This is a genomic window from Pseudooceanicola atlanticus (assembly GCF_000768315.1).
Lineage (GTDB): Bacteria > Pseudomonadota > Alphaproteobacteria > Rhodobacterales > Rhodobacteraceae > Pseudooceanicola > Pseudooceanicola atlanticus.
In genome coordinates, this window is sequence record NZ_AQQX01000010.1 from 71,883 (window position 1) to 85,625 (window position 13,743).

At 62.9% G+C, this 13,743-nt stretch carries 8 protein-coding genes; 2 read left to right on the forward strand and 6 right to left on the reverse strand.

From position 1 onward, the window contains the following. The first annotated feature begins 25 nt into the window (after positions 1 to 25). Complete coding sequence (locus ATO9_RS17720; RefSeq protein WP_043752493.1) at positions 26 to 832, forward strand: glycosyltransferase; 807 nt, start codon at positions 26 to 28, stop codon at positions 830 to 832. Here the strand turns inward: ATO9_RS17720 and ATO9_RS17725 are convergent. The 6 genes from ATO9_RS17725 to rplJ form a co-directional block, all read right to left on the reverse strand. Then, complete coding sequence (locus tag ATO9_RS17725) at positions 819 to 1,715, reverse strand: DMT family transporter (RefSeq protein ID WP_156127903.1); 897 nt, start codon at positions 1,713 to 1,715, stop codon at positions 819 to 821. The genes ATO9_RS17720 and ATO9_RS17725 overlap by 14 nt on opposite strands. Further along, the gene (locus tag ATO9_RS17730) at positions 1,712 to 2,539 is read right to left on the reverse strand and encodes a glycosyltransferase (protein WP_052418440.1); all 828 of its coding nucleotides are present in this window, start codon (positions 2,537 to 2,539) and stop codon (positions 1,712 to 1,714) included. Before ATO9_RS17730 ends, ATO9_RS17725 begins: the two co-directional genes overlap by 4 nt. Before the next feature lie 271 nt (positions 2,540 to 2,810). Next, on the reverse strand, positions 2,811 to 7,052 hold the full coding sequence (gene rpoC / locus ATO9_RS17735) for a DNA-directed RNA polymerase subunit beta' (RefSeq protein ID WP_043752496.1): 4,242 nt from the start codon (positions 7,050 to 7,052) through the stop codon (positions 2,811 to 2,813). A gap of 71 nt (positions 7,053 to 7,123) precedes the next feature. Beyond that, positions 7,124 to 11,260, reverse strand: coding sequence for a DNA-directed RNA polymerase subunit beta (gene rpoB, locus ATO9_RS17740; protein WP_043752499.1), 4,137 nt, complete (start codon positions 11,258 to 11,260; stop codon positions 7,124 to 7,126). Between the two features lie 255 nt (positions 11,261 to 11,515). Beyond that, positions 11,516 to 11,899, reverse strand: coding sequence for a 50S ribosomal protein L7/L12 (rplL, locus tag ATO9_RS17745; RefSeq protein ID WP_043752502.1), 384 nt, complete (start codon positions 11,897 to 11,899; stop codon positions 11,516 to 11,518). Between the two features lie 72 nt (positions 11,900 to 11,971). Next, complete coding sequence (gene rplJ, locus ATO9_RS17750) at positions 11,972 to 12,484, reverse strand: 50S ribosomal protein L10 (protein WP_043752504.1); 513 nt, start codon at positions 12,482 to 12,484, stop codon at positions 11,972 to 11,974. A gap of 446 nt (positions 12,485 to 12,930) precedes the next feature. Here rplJ and ATO9_RS17755 point away from each other — a divergent pair, with 446 nt between their 5' ends. Further along, positions 12,931 to 13,713 carry a YkgJ family cysteine cluster protein gene (locus tag ATO9_RS17755; RefSeq protein WP_043752507.1) on the forward strand — a complete coding sequence of 261 codons (783 nt, stop codon included), beginning with the start codon at positions 12,931 to 12,933 and terminating at the stop codon, positions 13,711 to 13,713. The last annotated feature ends 30 nt before the right edge of the window (positions 13,714 to 13,743 follow it).

Consider the following 13,743-nt stretch of genomic DNA (forward strand, 5'->3'; position numbering starts at 1 on the left):
CCGCGTCGGGCAGAAAGGGCAAATCATGCAGGTGATAGGGCTGTGCCGCTTCTCCTACCCCGCGCTTGGCGGGTTCCAGGTGATGCATGACAGCGTCGGGGACCGCTCCGCCTACCTCTATGATCCGGCCAGGATGGAAGAACGGTTCCGCTATTTCGAAGCCTTCACCCTGCCCTCCCTCCGGGCCCAGACCGATCCCGATTTCACCTTCGTCATCGTGGTGGGCGACAACCTGCCCGTCGAGGACGGCAACCGGCTGTTCGACCTTGTCGAGGATATCCCCCAGGTCGTCATCCAGGAACACGCCCCCGGCCCGCATCGCGATGTCATGAAGGAGGCGATCAACGCGGTCCGCCAGCATGACAGCGCAACCCTGCAATTCCGGTTGGACGATGACGATGCCGTGGGGCGTGATTTCGTCGCCCGCCTGCGTCAGGAAGGCGAAAAACGCGCCGACGCCCTGAAGGGCAATCGGCATCTCGCGATCGATTTCCGCAACGGATTCATCGCCGCGCCGGGGCCGGAGGGCATCCATGCCATGTCCACCGCCAGGAAGTTCATGACCGCGGGCCTCGCCGTTGCCTTCGAACCGCGGGTCCGGTCCACGGTGATGAACTACAGCCACGTGAAGCTGGGCCGCTTCATGTCCTGTTTCCATGTCGGCGGCCCGCCGATGTATGTGCGTGGCCATAACCGGTGGAACGATTCCCGCCAGGCCGAAGGGGTGGAGCCGGAAGACCTGAGCCTGCTGGATGCCGAGGGCGAGGCGCTGTTTCAGGACCGGTTCGGCATCAATGCCGATCGGGTGCGCGAGATCTTCACGGACGGGTAGACGGCACTGCCGCGCGCCGGGTGACCTGCAATTCGCGGTAGAAGGAATAAAGCCCGGACCCGACCACAATCGCCGCACCCAACAGGGTCAGCGGCGCCGGAAAGTCGCCGAAGACGACAAAGCCCAGCAGCAACGCCCAGAGCAGCGCGGTATAGCGGAAGGGCGAGACAAAGCTGACCTCGCCCACGCGCATCGCCTGGACGGAGCAGATATAGGCGCCGACGATCACCACCACCGCCCCCAGGATCAGGCCGCCGCTGACCGGGGTCAGCGCCACCCATTCGACGTTCACGCTATAAAGTCCGAAGGCCACGCAGACGAGGCCCGAGGTGATCGCCGTCACCAGGAAGGTCGGCGCCTCACGGGACAATTTCCGTGTGACGATGTCGCGCACGGTGATGCACCCCACAGCGATCAGCGTGTAGATGGCGAAGATGTTGAACCCTTCGGGCCCAGGCCGCACGATCAGCAGCACGCCGACGAACCCCGCCGCCACCGCGCTGGCCCGGCGCCACCCCACCGGTTCGTTCAGAAAGATCGCGGCCGCGACCATCACGACGAGCGGGGCCGATTGCAGCACGGCCGTGACATTGGCCAGCGGCATGTTGAACAGCGCGTTCAGGAAGAAATACGCCGTCGCGACCTCGGCCAGTCCTCGGATCACCGCCAGCCCTGCATCGCGCCGGGACAGGCCCCGCCGGAACGCACCGGTCCGCGCGGCCAGCGCCAGCAGCACCAGCGTGACCGCGCCATTGCGCAGCGTCAGGATCTGGTAGAGCGAAACCTCCCCGGCCAGGGATTTCATGAAGACGTCGTTCAGGGTGAAAAGCGCCATGGACAGGGCCATGATCAACGCGCCCTTCATATTGTCGGTCAGGATCACTCGGTCAGCCTCAATTGCATCAGCGCCTCCGCATCCAGGCCGAAATGCCGCCGGATCTGGCGCTGCACCCGGATGGGCGACAATTCCCCGCGCCGCGGTTCCAGCTGTGGGGTCGAGGAATTGCCGGGATGGATCGAGCGGATGAAGCCGGGCAGGGAAATGTCGGAATAGACATTGTAATGCGCGGCGAAATTCTTGTGGTTGTAGCGGTAGGGGTTATGCCCGTCCTCGGGCCGGTGCAGCAGCGTCGTGCCGATGGCCAGCGGGGCCCGCAGATAGGTGTCGGTCAGGCTGTTCTGACCCTCTTCCGCGATCTCGTAGTAGAACCCCTTGTTCCAGCACAGCATCGTCGCGGTTTCATCCTTCTGGAAGGCCAGCAGCTGACGGCTGATCGTCTTGGACCGTTCCACCATTTCCAGGTCGACCGCGTCGTCATCGTCGATCCGGAAGGACAGCCGGTGCCCCGATCCATCGGGTGCGACCCGCCCGAAGCTCTGGCGCAGCAGCCTGTAATGACGATCCACCGGTGCGGGCCAGACCTCGGTTCCGGCATGGGGCGCGACCAGGTCGCGCAATCGGTCGAGGAATTGTTGCGGCATCTGGTCCGAGGTCAGGATCACCAGCCGGAAATCCGGGTCGGTCTGGTTCAACAATGTCGGCAGGGTCAGCGCCTCGAACAGGCGGAACCGCAACTCCATCGCCTCGGGGCGGAAGATCCGCTCGGCGATCTCGTCCGGGGTGCCGCGCCGCAGCGTGGTGAAATCCGTGGTCAGAACGGAAAAGCGCATGACGCCCACCATCTGAACCCCGTTGAATTCGACCACCCGTCTGCTCCTGCTCCGTTCGCTCAAGCCATGGCATGGCGACGACGCAAAGAAAAGCCCCGGCCCGATCCGGACGCGCCGCCCCGCTGCTTCATCTTGCCGGAAATACTCCGGGGTTGGCGGCAAGGCGCAGCCTTGGCGACAAGGGGCAGAGCCCCTTTCCCCGCGCGCCTTCCACGCCCCTGCCCCGCCGCGACAGAACGGCAGGGCCGAAAAGAAAAAGGCCCCCGAAACCGGGGGCCTTTTCATTGTCTCAAGTCAGAGGTCGCGATCAATCGCGGCTTTCCGGGGTTTCGACGAAGGTGTCGAATTCATCCCCGCCCACGACGTCATCGGCAGCAGGCGCGGCCAGGGCGGCGGCCTGTTCGGCCTCCTCGCGGCGCGCTTCCAGCACGACATTGTCACGCTCGGACGCGATGCGGCGCACGCGCTGCGTGGCGCCACCCGTACCGGCCGGGATCAGGCGACCCACGATGACGTTCTCCTTCAGGCCGACCAGCTTGTCGCGCTTGCCCTGGACCGAAGCCTCGGTAAGCACGCGGGTGGTTTCCTGGAAGGACGCGGCCGAGATGAACGACCGGGTCTGCAGCGACGCCTTGGTGATCCCCAGCAGGATCGGCTGGCCTTCGGCCGGGCGACCGCCGCGGGCATGGGCCTTCTCGTTGGCCTCGTCGAACTCGATCTTGTCGACCGTTTCACCCTTGAGAAGCGTCGTGTCGCCCGAATCCGAGATCTCCCACTTCTGCAGCATCTGGCGAACGATCACCTCGATGTGCTTGTCGTTGATCTTCACGCCCTGCAGACGATAGACGTCCTGGACCTCGTTGATCATGTACTCGGCCAGAGCCTCGACACCCATGATCGCCAGGATGTCGTGCGGGGCCGGGTTGCCGTCCATGATGTAGTCACCCTTCTGCACGAAGTCGCCTTCCTGCACCGGGATGTGCTTGCCCTTGGGCACCATGTACTCGACCGGCTCCATGCTCTCGTCCGAGGGCTGGATCGCGATACGCCGCTTGTTCTTGTAGTCGCGGCCGAACCGGACATAGCCGTCGATTTCCGCGATGATCGCGTGGTCCTTGGGACGACGCGCTTCGAACAATTCGGCCACACGCGGCAGACCACCGGTGATGTCCTTGGTCTTGGCGCCTTCACGCGGGATACGCGCGACGACGTCACCGGCCTGGATGGTCTGACCGTCTTCGACGGACAGGATGGCATCCACGGACATCGGATAGGTCACCGGGTTGCCCGCTTCGTTGCGGACCGGTTCGCCATCTTCGCCGACGATCAGCAGTTCCGGCTTCAGCTCGTTGCCTTTCGGCGAACCGCGCCAGTCGGACACGATCCGCTGGGTCATGCCGGTCGCTTCGTCGGTGTCCTCGCGCACGGCGATACCCGTGACCAGGTCGACATAGCGGATCTGGCCCGCCTTCTCGGCGATGATCGGCAGGGTGTAGGGGTCCCATTCGAAGAGCTTGTCGCCCCGCGAGATCTTCTCCCCTTCCTTGACGAAGACCTTGGTGCCGTAGCCCAGCTTGTGGCTGGCGCGTTCGGTCCCGGTATCGTCCATGATCCGCAGCTTCATGTTGCGTCCCATGACCAGCATCTCGCCCGCCGCGTTTTCCAGCAGGTTCGGATATTCGAAGGACACCGTCCCGTCGGCCGACGCCTCGAGGAAGGATTGCTGACCACCCTGGGCAACGCCGCCGATGTGGAAGGTCCGCATCGTCAGCTGGGTGCCGGGTTCACCGATGGACTGCGCCGCGATGATGCCGACGGCCTCGCCCTGGTTCACCATGGTACCGCGGGCCAGGTCACGACCGTAACACTGGGCACAGACACCGTCTTCGGCTTCACAGGTCAGCGGCGAACGGATGCGCATGGACAGCACGTTCGCTTCTTCGATCATATCGGCGGTGCGTTCGTCGATCAGCGTGCCGCGGGTCAGGATGACCTCGTCGGTGCCGGGGCGGAACACGTCCTCTGCCGCGACGCGGCCCAGGATACGTTCACCGATCGTCGCCACGACCTCACCGTCATTGACGGCGGCTTCGGCGGTGACGGCACGTTCGGTGCCGCAATCGACCTCGCGCACGATGCAATCCTGCGCCACGTCGACGAGACGACGGGTCAGGTAGCCCGAGTTCGCGGTCTTCAGCGCGGTATCCGACAGACCCTTACGGGCGCCGTGGGTCGAGTTGAAGTATTCAAGAACGGTCAGACCTTCCTTGAAGTTCGAGATGATCGGCGTCTCGATGATGTCGCCGTTCGGCTTCGCCATCAGGCCGCGCATCCCGCCCAGCTGCTTCATCTGCGTGACCGAGCCACGGGCACCGGAGTGGGCCATCATGTAGACCGAGTTCGGCTCCATTTCGGCGCCGGCCTCGTCCGTCTTCACGGCGGAGATGGTGGACATCATGGCCTCGGTGACATTGTCGTTACATTTCGACCAGGCATCCACGACCTTGTTGTACTTTTCGCCCTGGGTGATCAGGCCGTCCATGTACTGCTGTTCGAAGTCCTTCACCTGTTCGCGGGTGTCTTCGACGATGGTCCACTTGTTGTCGGGGATCACCATGTCGTCCTTGCCGAAGGAAATCCCGGCCTTGAACGCTTCGCGGAACCCCATGGTCATGATCTGGTCACAGAAGATGACCGACTCCTTCTGGCCGCAATAGCGGTAGACGGTGTCGATGACCTGCTGAACTTCGCGTTTGCGGAGCAGACGGTTGACCAGCGAGAACGGCGCCTTGGTGTTCATCGGCAGCAGCGCGCCCAGACGGACGCGGCCCGGCGTGGTTTCGAACCGCACCATGACCTCGTTGCCTTCCTCGTCGATCTGAGGAATGCGCGCGTGGATCTTGGCGTGCAGGTGCACGGCGCCGGAATCCAGCGCGTACTGGACTTCCTCGATCGAGGAGAAGGTCATGCCTTCGCCCTTCATGCCTTCACGCATGATGGTCGTGTAGTAGAGACCAAGGATCATGTCCTGCGACGGAACGATGATCGGCGCGCCGTTGGCGGGCGACAGAACGTTGTTCGTCGACATCATCAGCACGCGCGCTTCCAGCTGGGCTTCCAGCGAGAGCGGCACGTGGACAGCCATCTGGTCACCGTCGAAGTCGGCGTTGAAGGCCGAGCAGACGAGCGGGTGCAGCTGGATCGCCTTGCCTTCGATCAGCGTGGGTTCGAACGCCTGGATACCAAGACGGTGCAGCGTGGGCGCGCGGTTCAGCAGAACCGGGTGCTCGCGGATGACCTCGTCAAGGATGTCCCAGACTTCGGGGCGCTCTTTTTCGACCAGCTTCTTCGCCTGCTTCACGGTGGAGGACAGACCTTTGGCCTCCAGGCGCGAGTAGATGAACGGCTTGAACAGCTCGAGCGCCATCTTCTTGGGCAGGCCGCACTGGTGCAGCTTGAGTTCCGGACCAGTCACGATGACCGAACGGCCGGAGAAGTCGACGCGTTTCCCCAGAAGGTTCTGGCGGAAGCGGCCGTGCTTACCCTTGAGCATGTCCGACAGCGACTTCAGCGGGCGCTTGTTCTGGCCCGTGATGACGCGGCCTCGACGGCCGTTGTCGAACAGCGCATCGACGGATTCCTGCAGCATCCGCTTTTCGTTGCGGACGATGATGTCGGGCGCGCGCAGTTCGATCAGGCGCTTCAGACGGTTGTTCCGGTTGATGACGCGGCGATACAGGTCGTTGAGGTCGGAGGTCGCGAAACGGCCGCCATCCAGCGGAACCAGCGGGCGCAGTTCCGGCGGGATCACGGGGATCACGGTCAGGATCATCCATTCCGGGCGGTTGCCGGATTCGATGAAGTTCTCGACGACTTTCAGACGCTTGATGATCTTCTTGGGCTTCAGTTCGCCGGTGGCCTCGGCCAGTTCGGCGCGCAGATGCTCTGCCTCGGCTTCGAGGTCGATCTTCGCCAGCATCTCACGGATGGCTTCGGCGCCGATATTGGCCTGGAACGCGTCCATGCCATAGGCGTCCTGGGCGTCCATGAACTCTTCCTCGGTCATCATCTGACCTTCGGTGAGGTCGGTGAGGCCCGGGTCGATCACGACGTAGTTTTCGAAATAGAGCACACGTTCGAGATCGCGCAGGGTCATGTCCAGAAGCAGGCCGATCCGGGACGGCAGCGACTTCAGGAACCAGATATGCGCGACCGGCGCGGCCAGTTCGATATGGCCCATGCGTTCGCGGCGGACCTTCTGCAGCGTCACCTCGACACCGCATTTCTCGCAGACGACGCCGCGATACTTCATCCGCTTATACTTGCCGCAGAGGCATTCGTAGTCCTTGATCGGCCCGAAGATACGGGCACAGAACAGGCCGTCGCGCTCGGGCTTGTAGGTCCGGTAGTTGATCGTCTCGGGCTTCTTGATCTCGCCGTAGGACCACGAGAGGATCCGTTCCGGCGACGCCAGCGAAACCTTGATCTCGTCAAAGATCTTCTGCGGCGCGAGGGGGTTGAACGGGTTGTTCGTCAGTTCCTGGTTCATGTCTTTATCCTAAGTGACAGGGCGGGAAGGATGAGGGCGGGCGACCGGATGGCCGCCCAAAGGCATGCGCCTTATTCCTCTCCCTCCGCGTCCAGGAGTTCCATGTTCAGGCCGAGGCCGCGGACTTCCTTGACGAGCACGTTAAAGCTCTCCGGAACGCCGGCTTCGAAGTTGTCCTCGCCCTTGACGATCGATTCATAGACCTTGGTCCGGCCGGCCACGTCGTCCGACTTCACCGTCAGCATTTCCTGCAGGGTGTAGGCGGCGCCGTAGGCTTCGAGGGCCCAGACCTCCATCTCACCGAAGCGCTGACCGCCGAACTGTGCCTTACCGCCCAGCGGCTGCTGGGTGACGAGGCTGTACGGGCCGGTGGAACGTGCGTGGATCTTGTCGTCCACCAGGTGGTGCAGCTTGAGCAGGTACTTCACGCCCACGGTGACAGGCCGTGCGAACTGTTCGCCCGTCCGGCCATCGTAGAGGATCGACTGACCACTTTCGTTGAAGCCGGCACGCTTGAGCGCGTCGTTCACGTCGGGTTCCTTGGCGCCGTCGAAGACCGGGGTCGCGATCGGCACGCCACGGGTGACGTTGCCGGCTGCTTCCAGCAGGTGCTCTTCGTCCATCGGGGCGAACCCCTCTTCGTAGACGTCGTCACCGTAGACGATCTTCAGGGCGTCGCGGACCGGGGTCATGTCGCCGGTGCGGCGGTATTCGTCCAGCGCCTCGTCCACCTTGATGCCCAAGCCACGTGCGGCCCAGCCCATGTGGGTTTCGAGGATCTGACCGACGTTCATCCGCGACGGCACGCCCAGCGGGTTGAGACAGAAGTCGACCGGGGTCCCGTCCTGGAGGAACGGCATGTCCTCCATCGGCACCACGCGCGAAATCACACCCTTGTTCCCGTGACGGCCGGCCATCTTGTCGCCCGGCTGCAGCTTGCGCTTCACGGCGATGAAGACCTTGACCATCTTCATGACACCCGGCGGCAGGTCGTCACCACGGCGCACCTTCTCGACCTTATCCTCGAAACGGGCGTCCAGGGCGCGTTTCTGCACCTCGTACTGCTCGTTCAGGGCTTCGACGATCTGGGCGTCCTGGTCTTCGGCCAGGGCCAGCTGCCACCAATGCGAGCGGGGCAGTGACGACAGCAGCTCTTCGGTGATTTCCGAGTTCGCCTTGACGCCTTTCGGGCCCTTCACGGCGGTCTTGCCGATCACCAGGTCGTGCAGACGCGCGTAGATGTTGCGATCGAGGATCGCCAGCTCGTCGTCCCGGTCACGGCCGAGACGCTGGATTTCCTCACGCTCGATCTGCAGCGCACGTTCGTCCTTTTCCACGCCATGGCGGTTGAAGACGCGCACTTCGACGACGGTACCGTAATCGCCCGGCTTCACGCGCAGCGAGGTGTCGCGCACGTCCGAGGCCTTTTCACCGAAGATGGCGCGGAGCAGTTTCTCCTCCGGCGTCATCGGGCTTTCGCCCTTCGGAGTGATCTTGCCCACCAGGATGTCGCCCGGCTCCACGTCCGCACCGATATAGACGATGCCGGCCTCGTCGAGGTTGCGCAGGGCTTCCTCGCCGACGTTCGGGATGTCGCGGGTGATCTCTTCCGGCCCGAGCTTCGTGTCACGCGCGGCAACTTCGAATTCCTCGATGTGGATCGAGGTAAAGACGTCGTCACGGGCAATCCGCTCGGAGATCAGGATCGAGTCCTCGTAGTTGTAGCCGTTCCACGGCATGAAGGCGACGACCACGTTCTTGCCGAGCGCCAGTTCACCGATATCGGTGGACGGGCCGTCGGCGATCACTTCGCCCTTCTGCACGGTGTCACCCACCTTCACCAGCGGACGCTGGTTGATACAGGTGTTCTGGTTCGACCGCTGGAACTTGCGCATCCGGTAGATGTCGACGCCGGCATCACCCAGTTCGAGGTCGTGGGTCGCACGAACAACGATACGCTGGGCATCGACCTGGTCGATGATCCCCGCCCGCTTGGCCATGATGGCCGCGCCGGAGTCGCGCGCAACGATTTCCTCGATCCCGGTGCCGACCAGCGGCGCCTCGGCCCGCAGAAGCGGAACCGCCTGACGCTGCATGTTCGAACCCATGAGAGCGCGGTTGGCGTCGTCGTTTTCCAGGAACGGGATCAGCGAGGCCGCAACCGACACCAACTGTTTCGGCGACACGTCGATCAGGTCCACGGACTCGTTCGGCGCGAGCGTGTATTCACCGGACTGACGGGTGTTCACCAGCTCGTTCACGAACTTGCCGGTCTCGTCGAGGTTGGCGTTCGCCTGGGCCACGGTGTGGCGCATTTCCTCGGTCGCGGACATGTATTTGACTTCGTCCGTGACCTGGCCGTTTTCGACCCGGCGATACGGGGTTTCGATGAAGCCGTACTTGTTCACGCGGGCATAGGTGGCCAACGAGTTGATAAGACCGATGTTCGGGCCTTCCGGCGTTTCGATCGGGCACATCCGGCCGTAATGGGTCGGGTGAACGTCGCGCACCTCGAAGCCGGCACGTTCGCGGGTCAGACCGCCCGGCCCGAGGGCCGAAAGGCGACGCTTGTGCGTCACTTCGGACAGCGGGTTGGTCTGGTCCATGAACTGCGACAGCTGCGAGGAGCCGAAGAATTCACGCACCGCCGCCGCGGCGGGCTTCGCGTTGATCAGGTCCTGCGGCATCACGGTGTCGATCTCGACCGAGGACATGCGTTCCTTGATCGCGCGCTCCATGCGGAGCAGGCCGACACGGTACTGGTTTTCCATCAATTCGCCGACAGAGCGGACGCGACGGTTGCCCAGGTGGTCGATGTCGTCGATGTCGCCGCGGCCGTCACGCAGGTCGACCAGCGCCTTGATACATGCGACGATGTCTTCCTTGCGCAGGGTCCGCTGGGTGTCTTCGGCATCCAGAGCGAGGCGCATGTTCATCTTGACGCGACCCACGGCCGAGAGGTCGTAGCGTTCGCTGTCGAAGAACAGGCTGTCGAACAGGGCCGAGGCCGCTTCGACGGTCGGCGGCTCGCCCGGGCGCATGACCCGGTAGATGTCCATGAGCGCGGTATCGCGGTTCATGTTCTTGTCCTGCGCCATGGTGTTGCGCATGTATGGACCGACCGAGATGTTGTCGATGTCGAGAACCGGGATATCGGTGATGCCGGCATCCAGCAGGTCCTGCAGGGTGCCGCCGGTGATCTCGCCGTTCTTGTCGTATTCCAGGGTCAGCTCGTCCCCTGCCTCGACATAGATGGCGCCGGTTTCCTCGTTGATGATGTCCTTGGCGACGAACTTGCCGACGATGCGGTCGAACGGCACCAGCAGGTTCTGGACCGAGCCCTCGTCGATCAACTTCTTCACCGCGCGCGGGGTGATCTTCTTGCCGGATTCGGCAACGATCTCTCCGGTGTCGGCATCGACCAGGTCATAGGTCGGACGGGTGCCGCGCACGCGTTCCGGGAAGAACTTCGTGACCCAGCCCTGACCCTTGCGCAGGGTGTAGTCGACCGTGTTGTAGTAAGCATCCATGATGCTTTCCTGGTCGAGGCCAAGCGCATAGAGCAGCGTCGTCACCGGCAGTTTGCGGCGACGGTCGATGCGGGCGAACACGATGTCCTTGGCGTCGAACTCGAAGTCCAGCCAGGAGCCGCGATACGGGATGATGCGGCAGGCGAACAGCAGCTTGCCCGAGGAATGGGTCTTGCCCTTGTCGTGGTCGAAGAACACGCCCGGCGAACGGTGCATCTGGGACACGATCACGCGTTCGGTGCCGTTCACGATGAACGTCCCGTTCGGGGTCATCAGGGGCATGTCGCCCATGAAGACGTCCTGTTCCTTGATGTCCTTGACCGACTTGGCGCCGGTATCTTCGTCGATATCGAACACGATCAGGCGCAGGGTGACCTTCAGTGGTGCCGAATAGGTCATGTCGCGCTGCTGGCATTCCTCGACATCATATTTCGGCTTTTCGAGTTCGTACTTCACGAATTCGAGGATCGAGGTTTCGTTGAAATCCTTGATCGGGAAGACCGACTGGAAGACACCCATGATGCCTTCGCCGTCCATGGGATCGAGCTGGTCGCCGGATTTCAGGAAGAGATCGTAGGAGGCTTTCTGAACCTCAATGAGGTTCGGCATTTCAAGAACTTCACGGATTTTACCGTAATATTTCCGAAGACGTTTCTGACCGAGGAAGGTCTGAGCCATGACGTAAGTCACCTTTCGTTTCACATCAGGGTGCGAATGCCGTCGGGCCCCGGCACTGCGCCCTTAGAAACAGGGGGTTCGGATCCATGCCTGGCCACCTTCCCGAATGGTGACCTCCCGATCCAGCGAACCTCGCCTTAGAGAGGGGTTTCGCGAAACCCTTCTCTGAGACAGGTTCGGCTGGACCCGGAATTTACCGGGTCCAGCCTTGAAATTGACGCGTCAGGCAGGGTGTCCCATGCCCTCCGCACCCAATTACTTGAGCTCGACTTCAGCGCCTGCTTCTTCGAGCTTCTTCTTGATCTCTTCGGCTTCGTCCTTGGAGACGCCTTCCTTGACCGGCTTGCCGCCAGCTTCGACCAGCTCTTTGGCTTCTTTCAGGCCCAGGCCGGTGATGCCGCGAACTTCTTTGATGACGTTGATTTTCTTGTCACCAGCAGCTTTGAGGATGACGTCGAATTCCGTCTTCTCTTCTTCAGCTGCGCCGCCGGCGTCGCCGCCTGCGGGGCCGGCCATCATGACAGCGCCGCCAGCTGCGGGCTCGATGCCGTATTCGTCTTTCAGGATGGTTTTCAGTTCTTGTGCTTCGAGAAGGGTCAGACCAACGATCTCTTCAGCAAGTTTCTTCAGATCAGCCATTTTACTGTTTCCGTATCTTTAAGATGTGTTCCAACGATGGGGTGTTCAACCCTACGCCGTCTCAGAGGTTGCTTACGCCGCCTTGTCCTCGATCGTGGACAGGATGGAGGCGATGTTCGAAGCAGGGGCGCCAATGGCACCGGCAATGTTGGACGCGGGCGCGCCGAGCATGCCTGCGATGGTAGCGATAAGCTCCTCGCGGGACGGCATTTTCGACACATCCGTGACACCTGCACGGTCCAGTGCGTTCTCACCCATTGCACCGCCCAGGATCTCGAATTTCGAGTTTTCCTTGGCGAAGTCCTCGGCCACTTTCGCTGCTGCGACAGGGTCCTCGGAGAAGGTCAGAACAGTCATACCCGACAGAAGGTCGGCAATGCTTTCGCAAGGCTTTCCATCCAGGGCGATCTTGGCGAGCCTGTTCTTTGCGACGCGAACGCTGGCATCGGCTTCACGAGCCTTTGCGCGCAGCGACTGCATCTCGGCAACCGTGAGGCCGGTGTAGTGGGCAACCACCACAACGCCAGAGCTTTCGAAGATTTGGCCGAGTTCCTCGACCACTTTCTCTTTCTGGGCTCTATCCACAGTTTCACTCCAGTTCGTGGAGGGTCAGACCCTCCGGCTCAGTTCAGCCGGGTCAGAAGTCCCGGCCATGCGGGTCCTTACGGGTCCGTCCAATCTCGCCCCGGGCGCTCTTGCGGAGCATCCGAAGAAACTTGGGTCTTTCCCGTCTCAGGCAGGAATTATGGACCTCGTATCAGGGCCACCCACCGTCTCGGACGAATCGTCTTGAAAGGCGCACTGCACCTCACCAGACAGAAGCGCTAGCTACGTCCTAATGAAACACTTGTAAACCCCCTCGTACGGCAAAAGCGCACGGTGGCGGCGAAGCGCCCAGGTCAGGCCCTGGTTCCGCATCCTGGTCCGGGACCCGGCGCGGCGCCTGGGTCACTGGACAGGGGGTTGAGCGAAACTATACTGCGCAATTCCTTTCACCGCCATATCAAAGATTTTCCGGGCAGGAGAACGCCATGAGTGACAACAAGGCCCGCAACGACAGGCGCGGCAAGACGCGGGCCGGTGCAGGCCGCACCCCCGACATCGCCACACTGCGTCGCAAGCTGGCGCGCAGCCGCGCAAAGGGCCTGCCCAAGGACCTGGAGGCGCGGGGACGCCGTGTTCTGGACGCTTACCTCGGCGCGCTCGAATCGCGGGACGTGCCCGCAGATGCGGTCCTGTCGGAACTGGCCAGCGGTGAGGCCGCGCGCAAACTGGCCGAGATGACGGGACAGGAGCTGCGCGCCCAGCAACCCGCGATCCTGGCCTCGGCCGCCTGCGGGGCGGGCTGTGCCTATTGCTGCATCCTGCTGGACGGCGATGGCGGCCTGATCACCGAGGCCGAGGCGCAGCGCCTGCATGCGGCGCTTGGCCCCGTCGCAGGGGCCGCCGATGGGCGCGACTGGCATCCCCGCGCCTGCCCTGCCCTGGACCCGGCGACGCAGAATTGCCGCGCCTACGACGCGCGCCCGACGGTCTGCCGGTCCTTCCTGTCGACCGATGTCGATGCCTGCCGGACCAATGCAGCCGGCGGCAGCGCGGACGGGTCGGGCATGCTGGGCAATCACCTGGATTATCTGGCGGTGATCGCGCTCAGTCGCGATCTGCTGAAGGGCACGCGGCGCGTTGCCACCTACAGCCTGGAAAACCTAGCCAAGGCCGCGGTCGAAGGCCTGCCCCTGGACGAAGCGCTGTCCGCCGCCCGCCACAAGAGCGCCGAACTGGAACATACCTGCCGCGATATCGGCCGCTCCTGACCCACGACACCCCAAAACGAAAAGGGGCGG

Bases quoted from the DNA above. Each gene is read 5' to 3' on its own strand.
- ATO9_RS17720 (WP_043752493.1), top strand. From the start codon at position 26: ATGCAGGTGATAGGGCTGTGCCGCTTCTCCTACCCCGCGCTTGGCGGG.
- rpoB (WP_043752499.1), bottom strand. From the start codon at position 11,260: ATGGCTCAGACCTTCCTCGGTCAGAAACGTCTTCGGAAATATTACGGT.
- rplL (WP_043752502.1), bottom strand. From the start codon at position 11,899: ATGGCTGATCTGAAGAAACTTGCTGAAGAGATCGTTGGTCTGACCCTT.
- ATO9_RS17755 (WP_043752507.1), top strand. From the start codon at position 12,931: ATGAGTGACAACAAGGCCCGCAACGACAGGCGCGGCAAGACGCGGGCC.
- rpoC (WP_043752496.1), bottom strand. From the start codon at position 7,052: ATGAACCAGGAACTGACGAACAACCCGTTCAACCCCCTCGCGCCGCAG.